Here is a 19,105-nt window from a genome sequence, read left to right on the forward strand (position 1 = left end):
CCGCGCCGCCACCGATGCCGCTACGACGATGCCGTCACGTCAGCCAGCTTTACCGCTTTGGCCGTCACGGAAGAGGCCGTCGCGACGTTGCGCAGATCGCCCAGGAACGTATCGCGCCAGACCGACAGATTATTCTCGCGCATCGGCGCCATCATGTCCGCGTGCCGCGCTTGCCGTTCGGCGAGCGGCATCGACAGCGCGCGCTCCAGCGCCTCGGCCATCTGCGACAGATCGAACGGATTGACGACCAGTGCTCCCGGCAGTTGCTCGGCCGCGCCGGCGAATTGCGACAGCACGAGTACACCCGGATCGGCCGGGTCCTGCGAGGCGACGTACTCCTTGGCGACCAGATTCATCCCGTCGCGCAGCGGCGTCACGTAGCCCACCTGCGATTGACGGAACAGCGCCATCAGCAGATTGCGTTCGTATTTGCGGTTCAGATATTGAATCGGCGTCCAGTCGAGTTGCGCGAACCGGCCATTGATGCGGCCGGCTTCGCCCTCCAGCGTCTGACGGATGCGCTGATAGGTCTGCACATCGGCGCGAGTCGGCGGCGCGATCTGCACCAGCGATACGCGGCCGTGCCAACCCGGCGCATTCAACAGCAAGCGTTCGAACGCCTGAAAGCGCTCGACGAGGCCTTTCGAATAATCGAGCCGGTCGACGCTCATGATCAGCTTGCGCCCACGCATGCCGTCACGCAGGCTGCGGACCGGCTTGCGGTCGGTGAACTGCTCAGCGGCCTTGGCGATCGCGTCCGGATAGATGCCGATCGGGTACGCCGCCACTTTCAGAAAGCGGTTGTAGGCGTGCACCATGCCGTCCTCGCTCGAGGTGCCGTGCTGGCCGCGCTCGATAAAGTCGACGAACGACTGACGGTCCGCCTCGGTCTGAAAGCCGACCACGTCGTAGCTGCACATTGCCTTGACCAGTTCTTCGTGCGGCGGAATGGTCCGCAGTACCTCCGGAACGGGAAACGGAATATGCAGGAAGAAGCCGATGGGATTCTTCACCCCGAGCTCACGCAGGCAGCGCGCGAACGGCAGCAGGTGATAGTCGTGTACCCAGATGATGTCATCGGGTTTGAGCAATTCCTTGAGCTGCCTGGCGAGCGTCGCGTTGACTCGCTGATAGCCCGCGTATTCCTGCCGGTCGTAGCGCGACAGGTCGTTGCGATAGTGGAAGGTCGGCCACAGTGTCGCGTTGGAAAAGCCCCGATAGTACTGGTCGTAGTCGCGCTTGGTGAGGCCCACCGTCGCGTAAGTCACATTGCCCTGCTTTTCGATCACCGGAGCGGACGGCTCATTGACCGTTTCGCCGCTCCAGCCGAACCAGACGCCGCCGGTTTCCTTCAACGCGTCCAACACGCCGATCGCAAGGCCACCTGCTGAGGGACGGCCTTCCTGCGTCGGCGCGACACGATTCGATACCACGATCAGTCTGCTCATTGGTACTCCACCTGGTCAGTTGTTTCGTTGCGTACGGATATGCGCTAAAAACGTGCACGCAAGTCGCGTGCCGTTTTTTGAGACGTCGGGAATAAAAATGTATGTAAATGTGACGGACGAGCACAAACGCGCGACATGGAAGCATCGCGAAGAAGTTTTTTACTGCTTTTGCATGGCAAAACCGGAACCGTTCTTACCGGCCCGTCAACCGGGCTTAAGCGTCCTGTTCCGAGCCCAGATCCCGCTGATACTCCAGTCCTTCCGGGCGCACACCGCCCTGGTTGTACTCGCCGTCTGGCGGCGCGTCGGGCGCGACGCGGTTCTGCGCTGAGGGGTCATGCGCCGAGGGGTCTTGTGCTTCGGGTGGACCGTTCTTGCTGCTGGCCGGCCGGGAATCGCGTTTCGAATGGCGCGCGGAACGGCGCAGTGCTGGATGTCTCATGATCGATGCCTCCAGGGGAAGCCCGCCGCTATGGAGAGCGGCATCAATACAGTCTAGGGGTCACGACGGTAAATTGCCGGTAAAAGATGCGCCGGCTTTGTAACAAGTACATAAAATTGCTGCGCCGGTATGTGGCGCAGCGCACAGAACACGTCAGAGTTGCATGCTTGATCGATGCGAAGGCGGACGGGGACTGGCTTGTGGCGTTTGCGTGGGCTGTGGTGGGGGATCGCCGATCGGCGGCGCGACGGGTTCGATTGGGTCGGGAGTCGGGGAGGGATTTGGAATGGCGTCGGGTTCGCCGGGGTTCGGGGCCGGTGGGGGCGACGGCGGTTCGATCGGCTCCGGGCGGTGAGCGTGTTTTGGGAGGGGAAGCGTGGGCGCGGCGGGGTATTCCGGCATGGTAGTTATCCTCGGTTTTGCGGTCTGCTGGATCGCAGCAAGGCTTGTGCCGGTCGGGTTTTTGCCTTCGGCGGTTTCTTTGTCTGTTTGCCTACGGCGGTGGGCTTTGCTTAAGCTGGTTCCTTTCGCGGCGCTTATTCTGTTTGCCTGCGGCGTCGGGCTTTTCCTGGGTTGTTTTCCCGCGCGGCGCTTATTGGTCGTTGGCCTACGGCGTTGGCCTTTCCTTGATTTGTTATTGGTTTATTGGCGTCGCCCCTGTGCGGGGCGGGCACCTACTTTTCTTTGCCTGCCGCAAAGAAAAGTAGGCAAAAGAAAGCGGCTCAAACCGCTAATTCTTAAGCGGGCTCCCCGCGCAGTCACGGTAGTGGCGCATCTGGAATCCGTGCCCTCGCGCATTTGGCGTCAGTGACAAGGCACTCATACTTCCCGCCTCGCACTGCGTGCTCGCCGGAAGGGTCCATCGAAAACATGGAGCTTCGTTTGGATGTGGCAGGGCCATCGGCTTCGCCGCGGCGATGCGCTAAAAAAACCGAATGGTTTTTTGGTGTCCTGACAGGCGCGTCAAGCGCCCAGCGGCCGCGCTGCTGGCGTACTTAATAAAGGAAGCAGATATTGGCCTAATGAAGCAACAGAGAGCGCGACAATAACTGTTGGTTTTGCTAAGTTTCCGCGGAGCCCTAACTACAGCGCACAACCGCCGACAGGTCGCAGAGACGTAACAACAGCGCATGGTTTGCTGAACTTGTCGAGTCACAACAGTAGTGTGCGGTTTTATCAAGTACCGCTACGGCGCGCGGAGCGCCGCCGGAAGTATGACGGCTGTGTCACTCACGCGGAGTGTGCGAGAACACAGATTCCAGATGCACCACTACCGTGACTGCGCGGGGGACCCGCTTAAGAATTGGCGGTTTGAGCCGCTTTCTCTTGCCTACTTCTCTTTGCGGCGGCAAAGAGAAGTAGGTGCCCGCCCCGCACAGGGGCGACGCTAATAAACCAATAACAAAGCAAGGAGAGGCCAACGCCGCAGGCAAACAGACAACAAGCGCCACGCAGGCAACCAGTTCAAGCAAAGGCCAACGCCGTAGGCAAACAAACAAGCGCGAGCAGAAAAGACCGAAGGCAAAAAACCTTAAACGTCCGCACCCTTCAAAGCCCGCGCCTCCTCAGCGGCATCCCCATCATCACGCGCATCATTCCCATACTCAACCAGCCGGTTATACAAAGTCTTAAGACTAATACCAAGAATCTCAGCAGCCCGCGTCTTCACACCACCGCACTGCTCAAGTGTGGCCAATATCAACTGTCGGTCCGCTTCGGCAAGCGAAGTCCCAAACGGAATCGTGATCGCCGTACCCGCCGCCGGCTTCGACAAGGTGATCTGCAACGGCACCGTCGCCGTGCTATCCGAATCCGAACCCGACATGATGTGCGCGCGCTGCACGTAGTTCTTCAACTCGCGCACATTGCCCGGCCAGGGATACGACATCAGCATTTCCTTCACTGCAGCGGGGAAATGCTTCTTCGTGCTGTGACGCTCGTTCAGTTCGTCAAGAAACGCCTGCGCAAGCAATTCCACATCCTTACCCCGGTCGCGCAGCGGCGGCAGGCTGATCGGAAACACGTTCAGACGATGGTACAAATCGAGCCGCAACTTGCCTTCCAGCACCGCCTGCTCAGGATCGCGGTTGGTCGCCGCGATCAGTCGCACGTCCGTTTCGATTTCCTTGGTCGTGCCGACCCGCATGAACATGCCGGTTTCCAGCACGCGCAGCAGTTTCACCTGCAACTCGATCGGCATTTCGGTGATTTCGTCGAGAAACAGCGTGCCGCCGTTCGCGCGTTCAAAATAGCCTTTGTGCTGACGGTCCGCACCCGTGAACGAGCCGCGCTCGTGACCGAACATTTCCGACTCGATCAGGTTCGGCGAGATCGCACCGCAGTTCACCGCGAGGAACGCGTGTTTCCGGCGCAAGCTGAGTTGGTGCAGCGTCTGAGCGGCAACTTCCTTGCCGGTGCCTGACTCGCCCACCAGCATGACCGAGGCCGCCGTCGGCGCAACGCGGCCGATCTGGTCGTAGACCTCCTGCATGGCCGGTGAATTGCCGAGCATCAAGCCGAAGCGGCCCATGCGCCGCAACTCGCCGCGCAACGTGCCGATTTCCGCCTTCAGGTCGCCGGCGCGCGGCAGCCGCGACAGAATCGCCTTCACCCGCTGCATGTTGATCGGCTTCACCAGGTAGTCGGTGGCGCCCATCTTCAGCGCGTTGACCGCCGACTCCACCGTGGCATGGCCGGTAATCACGATCACTTCCACGCCGGAGCGCGGATCGAGATCTTCAAACAGATCCACTCCGCTGCCGTCGGGCAGCTTCAGATCGGTAAAGACAACGTCCGGCATCTGCCGGACCAGTTGAATGCGCGCTTCGCGCAAATCGCCCGCAGTGGCGGTAGTCAGACCGTCTTCCCCGATGATGGCGGAAAGCGCCTCGCGGGTACCGGCATCGTCATCGACAATCAGTACGTGTGGCATCGCGTCTCGAAAGCCCGAAAGCGTAAATGAGGAAGCATGCAAAACCGCATGCTGAAAAAGCCGGCCGGCGGCATACCGCTGCGCCGCGATGCGCTCGGATGTGAGCACACGCCAACGTTTTTACAACAGCGGCGATCCTTGGACTTAATTCAATATCGCAACAATCGACACGGAAATCACGCCGAGAACTGCGACATTGTTGTCTATTTGCCTATTATACGGCTTTAACGAGACAAATTTGTCATGTGCGCGAAACGCCGCCGTCAAAGTTTCACATCGACGACGCGGCGCGCGCAAGGTCTTTCAAACGTCACGCCTAACTGCGCGGAAAGGGCCATGCGCCGCCGTGTCCGTTCGGATGCGCCGAGCCATTCGCGCCATGCGCCGTGTCCGGCGTGGACGCGCCAGCAGTCGTCGCCGTCACGCCGCCGGAGTCTGCGCGGCGCGGTTTCGCTGCACGTAGCGCACCGCCAGAAACCCGCCGAGAGCCATCAGCGCGCCGAAGATGCCAATTTTGGGTCGTCCCATCGTGAACTCCTTGTTATCGTCAAACGGATTGGCGTCCAGCATCGCGCGTTAGCGCGAGCTCAGCACGCCAAGCAGAAAGCCGACGCCCGCGGCAATGCCGATCGAGCGCCACGGATTGCGGCGCACGTAGCGTTCGGTATTGACGGTCGCGGCCCGGTAGCGCCGCTGCGCGTTGCGCTGCGCATCGCCAAGCGTCGATTGCAGGGTTTCGACATGCGCGCCCAGGCGGTTGCGCAGCGCGTCGACGCCCTCGCCCGGCACATTGGCGGCAAGCCGCAGCATCTCTTCCGAGTCCGTCAGCAGCACCCGCAGATCGTCGACAATCTTCTGACCGCCGAGTGCAAGCTGTTGCGTGGTGTCAGTCATCATTCACTCCTGTGTCTGAATTCGGCGTTTGCGTGTCTTTTCCAGCGCGGCGCGAACGATCGGAACCGTATCCGCGCCGCACGCATTGAACAAAGACGTTCAAAAGCACACGCGTGTCGGGTTGATGACGCAAACCCCGTGCCCGGTAAATTTTCCGATCTCAGCCGGTGCCCGCAGGGACTTAAGCACTTTCGACCGAACGCGCACCTAGCCGCTGCCGAACCATTGCGCCGACCCGCCACATGGATTGCAGGAAGCGATGTCGAAGTGGTTAAATCGGATTTTGTGAGATAGTGACCGCACTGGTCCATCTCGCGTCAAGGCCTGCGCGCCGCAGCACCGAACCTCATTTGCACAGGACCCCCGTTTATGGCGTCAATCGATCTGGACTCGCCCACCGTCTCCGCCGGCGGCAATGCTTCGGCACAGGCGAAGCAGCGCGTCGCGGACGGCATCGCGGGACTGAAATCGTACGGGCTGCTGTATGGCTCGTCGCCGGTGATGCTCGATCTGTACGAACAGATCGAACGCGTCGCCAGCACCGACGCGACCGCGCTGGTCATCGGCGAATCCGGCACCGGCAAGGAATTAATTGCCCGCACGATTCACGATAAAAGTGGCCGCAAGGACGCCCCGTTTGTCGCCGTCAACTGCGGTGCGATTCCCGACGAACTCATCGAAGCCGAATTGTTCGGCCATGAAAAAGGCAGCTTCACCGGCGCGGTCCAGGGACGCGTCGGCTACTTCGAACACGCGAACGGCGGCACGCTGTTCCTCGACGAAATCACTGAAATGGCGCCGGTGCGCCAGGTCAAACTCTTGCGTGCGCTCGAGACCGGCACGTTTTTCCGGGTCGGCGGCAACGAACTGATTCGCGGCGACGTGCGCGTGATTGCGGCGACCAATCGCGATCCCGCGGTAGCCGTGAAGGAAAACGGTCTGCGTGAAGACCTGATGTACCGGCTGGCGGTTTTTCCGTTGCGCGCGCCGCCGTTGCGCGAGCGTGAGAACGATCGGGAACTGCTCGCGCAACACTTCCTCGCGTTGCTGAATCATCAGGAAAACGCGAGCAAAAGCTTCAGCAAACGGTCGATCGAAACATTGCGAACCTGGTCGTGGCCGGGCAACGTGCGCGAGTTGAAAAACGCGGTGTATCGCGCGTTCATTCTCGCGGAGAAGACGGTCGAACTGCCGCATCCGCACCTCGCGTCGCGCGTGAAAAAGCCGGTAACGCAGGGCGACGCGATGAACGTGTGCATCGGTACGCCACTCGCCGATGCGCAAAAGCAGATCATTCTCGGCACGCTCAAATATTGCGGCGGCGACAAGCGGCGTGCAGCCAAGGCGCTCGGCGTGAGCCTGAAAACGCTGTACAACCGCTTGAGTGCGTACGGCGACGACGAAGGCGCGGAAGAAGATACCGAACAATAAGCCGTGCCAGGCGCTCACGCGATTTGTTCGCGTGAGCGGGTGATGCCGGGTGTGGTGCTGCTGTGCGGGCCGGCTACTTTTTTTGCGCCTTCTCCTGCATCTGTTGCACCTTCCTTTTCTGCAGAAATGGCCGTTTCTGCGCATCCGTCGTCTCGTAATTAATCCCTTCGCACCACCAATCAAAATCGGCTTTCGCTCAGCAGAAACCGATTCGTCTCGCACTATCTTTTGCAATTGCTTGCACTTTCCCACTGCCAATTACAAATCGCATCCTGCAAAATGCGGCAGCACATAATGCAACGATGAGAAAGACGTGCCCGCCGTTTATCCGCCCGCGTCGCGCGTGAACGAAAGGCACTTGCAGGAATAGAGACAGGGAAATGCAAAAAAGTATGGTGTGGACCGGATGGGCAAAACCAACAGCCGAAGCATCCGAAGCGCCTCTAGCAGCGCAACGCGCAAGGCGGGCTACAACAGCGCTCGTCGCGTTGGCCGTGGCGATCTCAGCGGCATTGAGCGGCTGTAGTTCGCTCTATTCGGAAGGCGCCACCGCCGGCGCCGGTATCGCGGGCGCCGCGCTTGCAGCCAAAGTGACCAGCAACGCGGCAGTTGCTACCGGCATCGGTCTGGGCGCGGTGGCCGCCGCGCGCGCCGGCGTGCAGTACTCGGAGCGCGTGGTCCATAAGAATACGCAGGACGGTATCGCCAAAATCGCCGGACCGCTCGACGTCGGCGCGATCGCACCGTGGAACGTGATCCACTCGGTGCCGATCGAAGACGACGAACACGGCCGCGTCACCGTCAGCCGCACGATCAGCGCTGGCGCGCTCGACTGCAAGGAAATCGTCTTCTCGGTTGATCAGACCGCTACCAAGAATGTGCCGGCGAGCAGCGCGTTCTACGTCGCGTCGATCTGCCGTGACGGCGACAACTGGAAATGGGCATCGGCCGAACCCGCGACCGAACGCTGGGGCGCGTTGCAATGAAGGCGCTGTCGCTTCCTCGTCCGCGCAGCGAATCGGCGCTGTCTGAGCCACGGTTCGTCGACGGCCCGCGTGCGGCCCGGGTACCGCGTGCCCTTGCGGCGCTTTCCGGCAGCCGGCTGCGGCTCGTGCTGGCCGGCGCACTCTGCGTCGGCGCCAGTCTGCTGACGAGCGGCTGCTCGTCGGTCGGCGCGGCAAGCGGCGCTGCAGCCGGTGTCGCGTCAGGTCTCGTGACCTCCAATCCGGCAATCGGTATCGGCATCGGTATCGCCGTACAGGCCGCGACCGACGAAGCCGTCGCCCACTATATGCGCGTCATGCACACCGATCAGCAGAACATGATCGCCGCGTTGGCAGGGGCGATGCCGGTCGGCGAGACGCGGCCGTGGATGATCAAGCACACGCTGCCGATCGAGAACGGCCACGGCCAGGTGCGCGTGACGCGCGCGTTCAGCTCGGCGCTCGCACTGTGCAAAGATTTCGTGTTCTCGGTGCAGGACGGCGACGGCCCGAATGCGCATGAAGACTGGTACACGGCGAGCGCGTGCCAGCAGGACAAGGGCTGGAAGTGGGCGTCGGCGGAACCAGCTGTGGAGCGCTGGGGTAATTTGCAATAAGAAAAGCGCAATCGCCGGTGGCGGGAGGCGGCGGACGAACCGGTGCGCCCGCATCCTCGCAATAAAAAAAGCGGCCGGGTCTCCCCTGCCGCTCCGATTGCTGACCAGCCCCACGCTTTCCAAAGCATGGGGTTTTGTTATTCAGGCGACGCGGATCGCTATGTTTTGCGTGATCAGCTTCAAGCAACCTGACCGGGCTTAAGACTCCACGTCTTCCAGACTGAAAATTTCCGTCTGGTCGTTGTACGAGAAGATCTCGCCATAACGGCCCCAGTTGATCACTGCGTCGAGCGTCTCTTCCGCGGCGCTGTCCGACAGAAAATCCTCCAGCTCCTGCTCGAAGCGCACGCGCGGCGCGCGATGCCCCGGCCGTTCGTTCAACACCTTCTTGATTCGCGCGGCGAGCGGCACGTGACGCAACAGATGCTCGGCGAACATCATCTTGCGTTCCTGGGTGCCGAATTCCGAGAACACGCGCGCCGGCGGCGTCAGGAAAATATCGCCTTCGCGCACGTCGGCAAAACCGAGGTGCTGCAGCACTTCGGCAACCGGGAACAGATCGTCCACCTCCAGATGCAGCGAGCGGGCAATTTCCGGCATGTCCGCGCGGCCGTGGTACGGCGCGGCGGCGAGCGTCTCGATCAGACCGGCCATCAGGTTGGTCGACACATGCGGCAGCCAGCTGTGCAGCTCCAGCCCCTTCTTGGTCTTTTCGTCGGTCTGACGCGCGGTCATCTTCGCGTAGATCTCGTCCACCAGACGCCGGAACGCCGGATCCAGACGGTTGCGCGGATGCTTGAACGGCACCTTGATCTCAGCGATCACGCGGCCGGGATTGGACGACAACACCAGAATCCGGTCGCACATGAACACCGCTTCCTCGATGTTGTGCGTGACGATCAGCACCGCCTTGATCGGCATGCGGCCTTGCGTCCACAGATCGAGCAGGTCGGTACGCAGCGTTTCGGCGGTCAGCACGTCGAGCGCCGAGAACGGTTCGTCCATCAGCAGCAGCGTGGGGTCGACCACCAGCGCGCGCGCGAAGCCGACGCGCTGACGCATGCCGCCCGACAACTCGCGTGGATAAGCGTTTTCGAAACCGTCCAGACCGATCAGGTCGATTGCCGCGAGCGCGCGCGTGCGCCGCTCGCTCGCGCCGACGCCTTGCGCTTCCAGACCCGCTTCCACGTTTTGCAGCACGGTCAGCCACGGAAATAGCGCGAAGGTCTGAAACACCATTGCCACGCCCTTGGCCGGGCCGTCGAGCGGCTTGCCCATATACGTGACTTCGCCGTCGGTCGGCTCGATCAGACCGGCGATGATGCGCAGCAGAGTGGACTTACCCGAACCCGAGCGGCCCAGCAAACCGACAATCTCGCCTTCGCGCAACGACAGATTCGCGTCATCGAGGACGAGCAGCTCGCCCTGCGACTTGTTGAACCCGCGGCACACGTCCTTGACGCGCAGGATCTCCTCGCCGAGGCGCGGCGGCTTCGGCGGTGTCTGGATCGGCGCGGCGGTCATAGCAGCTTTAGGATTTTGCATCGCGTTTAGCCTTCATTTCTCTCAACAAAACGCCGGACCGCCCCACGTTTTTACCCCTTCGGGGGCCCGGCGCGAAGCGACAGGTTCGGGGGCGCTCAATCAAGCCGGAGCTTGGCTTCGGCGTAGGCGTACATCGGACGCCACAGCAGACGGTTGAACAGGGTCACGAACAGGGACATCACGGCAATGCCGACGATGATCTTCGGATAGTCGCCCGCCGCCGTGGATTGCGCGATATAGGCGCCGAGGCCGTGCGCGGCCACCTTCGTGTCGCCCCACTGAACGAATTCCGCGACGATGCTCGCGTTCCACGCGCCGCCCGACGCGGTGATCGCACCCGTCACGTAGTACGGGAAGATGCCCGGCAGCATGGCCTGGCGCCACCACTGCCAGCCGCGGATATGGAAGTTCTTGGCGGCTTCGCGGTAGTCGTTCGGATACGAGCTCGCGCCGGCAATCACGTTGAACAGGATATACCACTGCGTGCCGAGCACGATCAGCGGCGACAGCCAGATGTCCGGGTTCAGATGAAAACGCACGATCGCGATCACGAACACCGGGAACAGCAGGTTCGCCGGGAACGCGGCGAGAAACTGCGCGATCGGCTGGATTTTCTCCGCGAGCGCCGGCCGCAAGCCGACCAGTACGCCGATCGGCACCCAGATCACGGAAGCGATCGCGATCAGCACCACCACTCGCAGCAGCGTGATGAGCCCGAGCACCAATACATGCCAGACCTCGTCGAGCGAGACGCTAGTGCGCACATACATGAACACGCGAGACACCACGTACACGGTGACGATCAGCACCAGCGCCGCCCACAGAATATCGCCGACGCGCGAACTCTTCTGGCTCTGCGGAATCTGGAAGCGCGGCCCCTGGAACGCCGGCAGTCGGAACGGCACGCGCGCGGCCTTCGCGAACATCCAGCCGAGCGGCACCAGCAGACGGTGAATCAGCCGGGTGCGGCGGATCAGGTCGAGCAGCCACGATTCCGGCGCGTCGCCCGAACTGGTGTTTTCCATGCGGAATTTGTCGGCCCATGCGACGAGCGGGCGGAACAGAAACTGGTCGTAGGCGAGAATCACGACGGTCATGGCGAGGATCACCCAGCCGATCGCATGCAGATTCTTGTCCGAGATTGCCTGCGCGAGATAAGCGCCAATCCCCGGCAGGATGATCGTCCGGTTGCCGACCGTGATGGCCTCAGACGCAACCACGAAGAACCAGCCGCCCGACATCGACATCATCATGTTCCAGATGAGTCCCGGCATCGAGAACGGTACTTCGAGCTTCCAGAAGCGCTGCCATGAAGTCAGATGAAAACCGCGCGAGACTTCGTCCAGATCGCGCGGCACCGTGCGCAGCGACTGGTAGAAGCTGAACGTCATATTCCACGCCTGGCTCGTGAAGATCGCGAAGATCGCCGCCAGTTCGGCGCCGAGCACACGGCCCGGGAACAGCGCGAGGAAGAACGTGACCGTAAACGAAATGTAGCCGAGCACCGGCACCGACTGCAGGATGTCGAGAATCGGCACCAGCACGAGACCGGCGCGGCGGCTCTTGGCCGCCAGCGTGCCGTACACCAGCGTGAAGGTCAGCGAGGCGACCATGGCCGCCAGCATGCGCAGCGTGGTGCGCATGGCGTACTCCGGCAGATTCGCCGGGTCGAGCGAAATCGCCTGGGTCTTGAGCGTCGACATCGGCGCCAAGGTCTCGTGAAAGCCGATCGCGGCCATCGCGATGATGCAGATGATCAACGGGAAGGCGACGAAATCCCAGCGATTGGGCAGCACCCGCCATGCCGACGCATTGGCGGTGCGCTTCAGATTGAAGCTGAAATCCATCAGACGCTCTCCCCTTTGATACTGGCCATACAGGCATTCAAACGCACGAAGGGGGCTGCGGCTTCGGCGCGGCGGTCTGAAGATCGGTCCGGAAAGCGGAAATCAGGCATGGCAAAACGCGTGGGCGCGGTAAATCGTTAGCGTTGGAGACACGTGAACCGGTGACGGACATGTCCGTGGGCGAGCCGCCCGGGACCGCAAACCGTCAAGCCGGGCTCCTGTCGCCGCAGGCGCCGCCCGAAGGCTGGCGAGCTTTCCTTTGTTTTGGACGGCACGACACTACACCATCCTATGTTTCAGGCACAACCTTTCGCGGCAAATAGCGGCAAATCGCCAGGAACACTCCGGCAACGGCCGCCGGCCGGTGTCGACGCGCGCTGCAGCGAAGCAACTCCTGCCGCGCGCGAGCCACCTCCCCACCGCTGCGATAGCGGCCGGCGCCGCGTTTCAAACACCGGAAAATCCGCGCAGCCATTCAGAAAACTGATGCGCTGCCGTTAAGAACCTGATGGGCGCCACGGACATACTTCGCATTCCCGCAATAACGGTGGCGTTGGGCCCCGTGACGGTTAAAATCAGGAGACGGCACGCCGCTTGCGACTATGCCGGGCCACAACGAGGCTCACACCAGGGGCGTGTTGCCAGCCGCGTGCACCGAAGCGAAATAGCGCCAGCGCGCTGCCACAAATGAGCTAGTTGCATGTCACAGCCAGACGGATCAGAGGGTCGATGAACAGCACAACCTTGCGCCAGGCAACCGGACCGATCAGCTTCGTCCTGATCGTGCTCGTTTGCTGGTTCGTGGCCGGCATGGTCGCGGACCGGATGGTACAGCAAGAGCTGGACGCGGCCCTGCGCGCACAGCGGCAAATGTCCACGTCGATTGTCGATAACATGGCGGAGGTGATCGCCAGCGACCTCGCGATGTCTCGCGCCATCCCCGCAACCATGGCCGAAATGGACGTGGTCCAGCGCGCGCTAGTGCAATCCCAGAATTATGCCGCGAACAGCGAAGCGGCGGAACCCGCCCTGCGCACCACGTTGTTGAAAGACCCGCGGATGATCGCCGTGAGCAACTTCCTGCACGACGCGCAAGGCTTCTCCGGGCTCGATCAGATCTGGCTCGTCAATGCCAACGGCATCTGCGTCGCATCGAGCAACGCCATCAACAACCCGCTTGCCCGGGAAAGCTCCTTTGTCGGCATCGACATGCGGGTTCGCGGCTACCTGACGAATGCTTTGCTCGGTGCATTCTCGGAAGCCTATGGCGTGGGCCGCAATAGCGGTGAGCCGGGCATCTTCATCGCCGCGCCGGTGTATGCCGACGGCCTGCTTGTCGGGGTCGTGGTGGCCAAGGTGGGAATCGCGCGGTTGCGCCACTGGGTCGCGCATGCCGGCACTTTCGTCGCCGACGACAACGGCCTCATCATCATGGCGCACAACAGCGAACTCGAAGGCCACGCGCTGCCGAACTCGCGCGTCACGCAGATGAGCGCAGCCGCGCGCATGACCATCTATCGCCGCGAAACCCTCCCCGATGTACAGATCCAGGTCGACACACAAGTGCGCGAGCAGGCGCCCTGGGTGCCTACCGCGATTGCTGGACAGCTGTTCGGCATGGGCGCGCAGCCGGCGCCGGCGCTGTATCAGGCACGCGGCGGCTTGAACTCGGGATTGTCGGCGCATCTGGTCGATCCGCTCGCGGCCTGGCCCGAGCTGTTGCGCAATCACAAGCGCGATCATCTGCTGGTGTTTCTGACGCTGGCCGGCACCGTCGCGCTGGCGTGGGTCATCACCGTGTCGTATGTACGCGAGCGGCGTCACCATCGCGCCACCCGCGACCTTGCCGAGCAATTGCAATCGGCCAACACACTGCTCTCGGCCGAGGCGCGCCACGATGCGCTGACCGGCGCACTGTCGCGGCGTTACTTCCTCGACCTGCTGCGCCACGAGATCGAACGCGCGCATGCGTGCAACGAGCCGCTGTGCATGGCAATCGCCGACCTCGACCACTTCAAGCAGATCAACGACCGCTTCGGCCATGCCGCCGGCGACCGCGCGCTCGAACATTTCGTCGACACCTGCCGGGCCGAGTTGCGCGGCGCTGATGCGATCGGCCGGCTGGGCGGTGAAGAGTTCGGCTTGTTGCTGCCGGCCACGGATCTGGCGGGCGGCCGCGAAGTCGTCGAGCGCTTGCGCCTGCGCCTGAAGGCGATGCCTTCGCCGAAGCTGCCGGCCTCGGTGGGCTTGAGCGTGAGCATCGGCATCACCGAACTCTCCTCCGACGATCTGCCGGAGCGCATCATGAGCCGCGCCGACACGGCGCTCTACGCGGCGAAGACGGGCGGCCGCGACCGCACCGAAGCCCTGCCGCCCGACGACACCGCGCCGCCCGCGCGGACGGTGGCCAGCGTCTGGTGATACCCGTGCCGCGGATAGGTGCGGTAGCTGATGCAAAGCAAGTCCTGGCTTCAGGCGTCCTGTAACGAAGCAGGTATGATCAACCCTGGTATTGAGGTTGCCGCTACCGCTCTAACGGGAGATTCGCATGAAGGGAAATTTGGTCATCGTCTGTCGCGATCAGGATGCTCAAGCATTCGACCATCTGCTGGCCGAATATGGCGCGTTCCAGACGCGCTTGTCGTCGACCGCGTGGTATCTGAAACTGGCTGTCGCGCCGGAACTGATTCAGGAAGAGATACTCGCGCGTCTTGGCAAGTACACCACGCACTACATTTTCGAAGCCGAAACGGTCACGTGGAATACGGTGGATAGCGACGCGGCGAATGCGTTGAACACGCTGTTTTCAGACTAGCGCAAGGGTTGCCGGACAACGCTTTCGGACAACGCTTCCAGACATCTCATCCGGACATTGCGCTCTGGAATAGACACAGCCGGGCAGGCGCCTGCCGCCCAGCCCGCTCACCCTGATCCGATGCTTTACCAGACGCTTTCCGAAGCCGCCATGACACGCGGCACCGCTTCGAACGGAAAGCTCATCAAGACCCGCAAGCCACGGCCGCCGTGGTTGCCGATCTCCCACTCGCCGCCCGCGCGCCGCACCAGACGCTCCACGATCGCAAGCCCCAACCCGCTATGACCATTGCCGCCGCGTGCCGGGTCGAGCCGCACGAATGGCCGGCTCGCATTGATCAGGTCCTGCGCGGCGATACCGCTGCCGTTGTCGCTCACCGACAGCGTGAAACCCTGCGCCGTGCGCGCCGTGGCGACTACGATCGGCGGCGCGCCGTAGGCGTGCGCGTTGTCCAACAGGTTCGACAGGATCCGGTCGAGCGTGGCCGCCGGCAGCAGGAAACCGGGCCCTGCGTTGAGTTCGGTCCGCACCGTGTTCGCACCCGCCGCCACCGCGCGATAGCTGCGCACCACGCGCTCGCATTGCCCGTCTACCTCGACCGCCTCGCTGCGATCGGCGCCGTCGTGCGCGAACACCAGAAACTGTTCGACGATATGCGTCATCGAATCGACGTCGCGCACGACGCCGTCACGCATCTTCACTTCTTCCATCATTTCGGCGCGCAACCGCAAGCGTGCCAGCGGCGTTTTCAGGTCGTGCGCGACGCCGGCCAGCATCACCGCCCGGTCGTTTTCAGTACGCGCCACTTCCTGAACCATCTGGTTGAAGCCGTGCGTCAACTGCCGCAACTCGCGCGGCCCGCGCTCGGGCACCGGCGGCACCGGCAGGCCGCGACCGAAGCGCGCCACCGCCTGGGCGAGCGAGCGCAACGGCTGCTGCAGCGCCCACGCGGCAAACAGCGCCGCCATCACCGCGAACGAGAAAATGATCGCGAGCCACAGCACCGTGCGGTCAAGCGAACGCGGCGGGCGCAAGGGCTGCAGCGGCACCACGATCCAGCTGCGATCCGTGGTGGCGCGCACCCACAGCGTGGGGGGACGGCCCGGCGGCCCAACCCGCACCAGGGTGCCGGCGGGCATGCGATCGCGCACGTCCTCGGCGAAACGTTCGAGCGGCGCAGGCAGTTCGGCGTTCTCCGGCGCCACGTCGGGGCTTGCCGGATCGACCAGCCTGACGCGCGACGGCAAGGGCTGGTCCGGCGTGCGGGCGACGTGCTGGCGCACCGAGTCGACGAGGAAGATGGCTTCCTCGACTGCGTAGCGCGTTTGCAGCTGGCTGCGCTCGAGCCGGATGAGCGCGTACCACGCGAAATGGGACAGCAGCAGCACCGCAATGACTAGCAGCGCCAGCCGCCCGAACAGCGAATCAATGGGCCGGCGCATGCTGTTCGCCATCCGGCACGAACACGTAGCCGCGTCCGCGCACCGTCTGAATGAAGCGCGGCGTGGACGGGTCGGTTTCAAGAATACGACGCAGGCGCCACACCTGGACGTCGATGCCGCGGTCGGTGCCGTCGTACTCCGGGCCATGCAGCAGTTCGAGCAGACGCTCACGGGTGAGCGTGCGCATGGGGTGGTTGACGAAAATCTTCAGCAGCGCGAATTCACTGCCCGACAACGTGAGCGGCTTGTCTTCCAGATGCAGCGTGCGCGACTGGAAGTCCAGCGTGAAGCGGCCAAAGTTGAACGGCTCGCGTTGCTCCGGCGCCGCCGCCGAGGGCAGCGTGCGGCGGCGCCGCAGCACTGCCTGCACACGCGCCAATAGCTCGCGAGGATTGAACGGCTTGCCGAGATAGTCGTCCGCGCCGAGTTCGAGGCCGACGATACGGTCGACGTCGTCAGCCCGTGCGGTGAGCATGATCACCGGGATGTCGTCGCCTGATGCGCGCAGCTTGCGCAGCGCGGTCAGCCCGTCTACGCCCGGCATCATCAGATCGAGCACGATCAGATCCGGACGCTCGCGTTCGAGCCTGCGTTCGAGCGTACCCGCGTCGTGCAGCACCGAGACTTCGATGCCCTGACGGGCCAGATAGTCGCGCAGCAGATCGCGCAATTCGACGTCGTCGTCGACAACAAGTATTTGAGTAGCCATGGGATGAAGTTTAACGCGCAGCAAGAAGGGTTTTCGATTTCAGACGGCCATCAAGGGTTACCGGGTGTTACGGTGAAAGGCGTACGTAATGACCCGTAATAGCCGCATCAAACCACGTAACACAGCGCCGGACGCACTTGTCTACGCTGTGACTTACCGAATGCAGGCCGTCCTCTATCACCGGTTGCATCGTCGGCTATTCCATTACAGGGAGTCTTACATGTCCACCAGAAAAATGTCGCGCGTTCTCGCCGTTGCCGCCACTGCCCTCGCTATCGGCGCGGGCGCTGCCTATGCCGCACAGCCCGCCGCCCATGGCGGCCCCGGCGGCTGGCATGGCCACTTCATGAAGGAACTGACGCAACTACATGACCAGTTGAAACTGAACGCGGATCAGGAAAAGCAATGGCAAGCCGCGCTCGACACCATGAAGCAGAACCACGAAGCGATGCGCGCCAACCATAAACAGATCAAGGACCAGTTCAAGGCCGCGCAGCAGCAGCCGATTCTGGACCTGAACGCCATGGCTGCCGCGCATCAGCAAGTCGAGCAGAAAGACGCCCAACTGCGTCAGCAAACCTCGGATGCGTGGCTCAAGTTCTATAACGGCTTGAACGACCAGCAGAAGACCACCGTCAGCACGGCGCTGAAGCAGCGTTTTGCGAAGATGGAAGCGCGTCACGAGAAGATGCGCGATCGCTGGCAACATCACAAGGGCGCGGCGTCGGCGCCGGCTGCGAATCAGTAAGCGGTAAGCGGTAAGCATTAGGCGGTACGACGCAGGCGGAAGGCGGCTCGCGCGGCCGTCGGCTGGATGCAAAAACGCCACGGAGATTGTCCGTGGCGTTTTTTTGCGTGCTTTCCGCTCTTCAACTCGAGCTGCTCGTTGCGTTCGCAACGGGTTGCGGCAAAGGGCAACGGGCTGCGGGCTGCGGGCTGCGGGCTGCGGGCTGCGGGCTGCGGGCTGCGGGCTGCGGGCTGCGGGCTGCGGGCAATAAGACAATACCAGCCGTCAAACCACCTGCCGGCGCTTACCCGTTGAGCTGACCCAGATCGAACAGCAGCACTTCGGCGTTCTCGCCCTTCTCAAGCTTCACCGTATCGGTCTCGCTGAGCTTGGCAGCGTCGCCGGCCTGGAGCGCTTCGCCGTTTACAGTCAGCGCGCCTCGTGCCACGTGCACATAGGCGAGCCGGCCTTTCGGCAATGTGAACGCAGCCTGTTCCGCGCCGTCGATTAGTGCCGCGTAGATCGAGGCATCCGCATGAATCGTCACCGAGCCATCCCGGCCGTCGGGCGAGGCGACCACGCGCAGACGCCCGCGCTTATCGGCATCGTCGAAGCGCTTTTCCTCGTAGCCGGGCTGGTCGCCCGCGCGTTGCGGGATCACCCAGATCTGCAACAGGTGCGCCGGCTCGTCCTGTGATGCATTGAACTCGCTGTGCTGCACCCCCGTGCCGGCGCTCATGCGCTGCACGTCGCCGGGACGGATGGTCGAGCCGTTGCCCATGCTGTCGCGGTGCGCGAGCGCGCCTTCGAGCACATAGGTGACGATTTCCATGTCGCGGTGGCCATGCGTGCCGAAGCCCTGGCCACCGGCGATGCGGTCTTCGTTGATCACCCGCAGCGGTCCGAAATGCACGTGTTGCGGGTCGCGGTAGTCGGCAAACGAAAAGCTGTGATACGAGTCGAGCCAGCCGTGGTTGGCGTGACCACGTTCGGCGGAACGGCGAATCTCGATCATGGGAATCTCCCGGTCAGTAAATAGCGATGCCCAGAATGTATGGGCGCGCAGTGCACTAAACAATCGGCAGGGGCGCACCGGATCGTTTCATAAATCCGTGCAATCGTGCGCCGGGCGGCACAAGGCACTGTCCCGGCCGCTGCTGGAAGCCCTCCTCGTCCAACCGGCTGGCAGCCTGTCGCCGATTCACGCGAAACAGCGCACGCCAGGCAGTGGCCGGCCCGCCTACTGGCGGCCCTCCTCCACATGCCGCACGAC

At 62.7% G+C, this 19,105-nt stretch carries 17 protein-coding genes and 1 pseudogene; 7 read left to right on the plus strand and 11 right to left on the minus strand.

Annotation, left to right across the window (positions count from 1 at the left end):
- Positions 1 to 20 precede the first annotated feature (20 nt).
- The 4 genes from otsA to PQR53_RS11375 form a co-directional block, all read right to left on the minus strand.
- A complete protein-coding gene (gene otsA / locus PQR53_RS11360) occupies positions 21 to 1,448 on the minus strand; it encodes an alpha,alpha-trehalose-phosphate synthase (UDP-forming) (RefSeq protein WP_408453222.1) in 1,428 nt (475 codons plus the stop codon).
- 214 nt (positions 1,449 to 1,662) lie between these two features.
- Positions 1,663 to 1,890 (minus strand): hypothetical protein, encoded by a 228-nt coding sequence (locus PQR53_RS11365; RefSeq protein WP_179736906.1) that lies wholly within the window; start codon positions 1,888 to 1,890, stop codon positions 1,663 to 1,665.
- A gap of 153 nt (positions 1,891 to 2,043) precedes the next feature.
- Positions 2,044 to 2,292, minus strand: a complete 249-nt coding sequence (locus PQR53_RS11370; protein ID WP_408453225.1) for a hypothetical protein — start codon at positions 2,290 to 2,292, stop codon at positions 2,044 to 2,046.
- 1,129 nt (positions 2,293 to 3,421) lie between these two features.
- Positions 3,422 to 4,822: a sigma-54-dependent transcriptional regulator gene (locus PQR53_RS11375; protein WP_408453227.1), complete on the minus strand. Its 1,401-nt coding sequence runs from the start codon at positions 4,820 to 4,822 to the stop codon at positions 3,422 to 3,424.
- Positions 4,823 to 4,858: 36 nt separating this feature from the next.
- Between PQR53_RS11375 and PQR53_RS11380 the strand changes: the two genes are divergently transcribed.
- A complete protein-coding gene (locus PQR53_RS11380) occupies positions 4,859 to 5,050 on the plus strand; it encodes a hypothetical protein (RefSeq protein WP_408453228.1) in 192 nt (63 codons plus the stop codon).
- Between the two features lie 88 nt (positions 5,051 to 5,138).
- Here PQR53_RS11380 and PQR53_RS11385 read toward each other — a convergent pair.
- A pseudogene (locus PQR53_RS11385) lies at positions 5,139 to 5,350 on the minus strand (hypothetical protein).
- Between the two features lie 48 nt (positions 5,351 to 5,398).
- Positions 5,399 to 5,716: an ElaB/YgaM/YqjD family protein gene (locus PQR53_RS11390; RefSeq protein WP_408453230.1), complete on the minus strand. Its 318-nt coding sequence runs from the start codon at positions 5,714 to 5,716 to the stop codon at positions 5,399 to 5,401.
- A gap of 369 nt (positions 5,717 to 6,085) precedes the next feature.
- Between PQR53_RS11390 and PQR53_RS11395 the strand changes: the two genes are divergently transcribed.
- The 3 genes from PQR53_RS11395 to PQR53_RS11405 all read left to right on the plus strand — a co-directional run bounded on the left by PQR53_RS11395 (position 6,086) and on the right by PQR53_RS11405 (position 8,747).
- Positions 6,086 to 7,147, plus strand: coding sequence for a sigma-54 interaction domain-containing protein (locus PQR53_RS11395; RefSeq protein ID WP_408453233.1), 1,062 nt, complete (start codon positions 6,086 to 6,088; stop codon positions 7,145 to 7,147).
- Positions 7,148 to 7,527: 380 nt separating this feature from the next.
- Positions 7,528 to 8,133 (plus strand): hypothetical protein, encoded by a 606-nt coding sequence (locus tag PQR53_RS11400; protein WP_408453235.1) that lies wholly within the window; start codon positions 7,528 to 7,530, stop codon positions 8,131 to 8,133.
- On the plus strand, positions 8,130 to 8,747 hold the full coding sequence (locus tag PQR53_RS11405) for a hypothetical protein (protein WP_408453237.1): 618 nt from the start codon (positions 8,130 to 8,132) through the stop codon (positions 8,745 to 8,747). The genes PQR53_RS11400 and PQR53_RS11405 overlap by 4 nt, the downstream gene beginning before the upstream one ends.
- Before the next feature lie 198 nt (positions 8,748 to 8,945).
- Here PQR53_RS11405 and PQR53_RS11410 read toward each other — a convergent pair whose 3' ends face one another.
- Both PQR53_RS11410 and PQR53_RS11415 read right to left on the minus strand, forming a co-directional pair.
- Entirely contained in the window at positions 8,946 to 10,292 is a 1,347-nt protein-coding gene (locus PQR53_RS11410) for an ABC transporter ATP-binding protein (protein WP_408233065.1), read from the minus strand.
- Positions 10,293 to 10,387: 95 nt separating this feature from the next.
- Positions 10,388 to 12,139, minus strand: a complete 1,752-nt coding sequence (locus PQR53_RS11415) for an ABC transporter permease (RefSeq protein WP_408453239.1) — start codon at positions 12,137 to 12,139, stop codon at positions 10,388 to 10,390.
- A gap of 729 nt (positions 12,140 to 12,868) precedes the next feature.
- Between PQR53_RS11415 and PQR53_RS11420 the strand changes: the two genes are divergently transcribed.
- Both PQR53_RS11420 and PQR53_RS11425 read left to right on the plus strand, forming a co-directional pair.
- Positions 12,869 to 14,560 (plus strand): sensor domain-containing diguanylate cyclase, encoded by a 1,692-nt coding sequence (locus PQR53_RS11420; protein ID WP_408453242.1) that lies wholly within the window; start codon positions 12,869 to 12,871, stop codon positions 14,558 to 14,560.
- Between the two features lie 127 nt (positions 14,561 to 14,687).
- Positions 14,688 to 14,954 (plus strand): hypothetical protein, encoded by a 267-nt coding sequence (locus PQR53_RS11425; RefSeq protein WP_408453245.1) that lies wholly within the window; start codon positions 14,688 to 14,690, stop codon positions 14,952 to 14,954.
- 125 nt (positions 14,955 to 15,079) lie between these two features.
- Here PQR53_RS11425 and PQR53_RS11430 read toward each other — a convergent pair whose 3' ends face one another.
- A complete protein-coding gene (locus PQR53_RS11430; RefSeq protein ID WP_408453247.1) occupies positions 15,080 to 16,396 on the minus strand; it encodes an ATP-binding protein in 1,317 nt (438 codons plus the stop codon).
- Entirely contained in the window at positions 16,380 to 17,105 is a 726-nt protein-coding gene (locus PQR53_RS11435) for a response regulator (protein WP_054035058.1), read from the minus strand. The genes PQR53_RS11430 and PQR53_RS11435 overlap by 17 nt, the downstream gene beginning before the upstream one ends.
- 220 nt (positions 17,106 to 17,325) lie before the next feature.
- On the opposite strand from PQR53_RS11435, the gene PQR53_RS11440 reads away from it, so the two are divergent.
- The gene (locus PQR53_RS11440; RefSeq protein WP_408453249.1) at positions 17,326 to 17,853 is read left to right on the plus strand and encodes a Spy/CpxP family protein refolding chaperone; all 528 of its coding nucleotides are present in this window, start codon (positions 17,326 to 17,328) and stop codon (positions 17,851 to 17,853) included.
- 283 nt (positions 17,854 to 18,136) lie between these two features.
- On the opposite strand, the gene PQR53_RS11445 is transcribed toward PQR53_RS11440, so the two are convergent.
- Complete coding sequence (locus PQR53_RS11445) at positions 18,137 to 18,847, minus strand: pirin family protein (protein ID WP_408453250.1); 711 nt, start codon at positions 18,845 to 18,847, stop codon at positions 18,137 to 18,139.
- Positions 18,848 to 19,105 lie beyond the last annotated feature (258 nt).

Source organism: Paraburkholderia fungorum (assembly GCF_046027605.1).
Classification (GTDB): domain Bacteria; phylum Pseudomonadota; class Gammaproteobacteria; order Burkholderiales; family Burkholderiaceae; genus Paraburkholderia; species Paraburkholderia fungorum_F.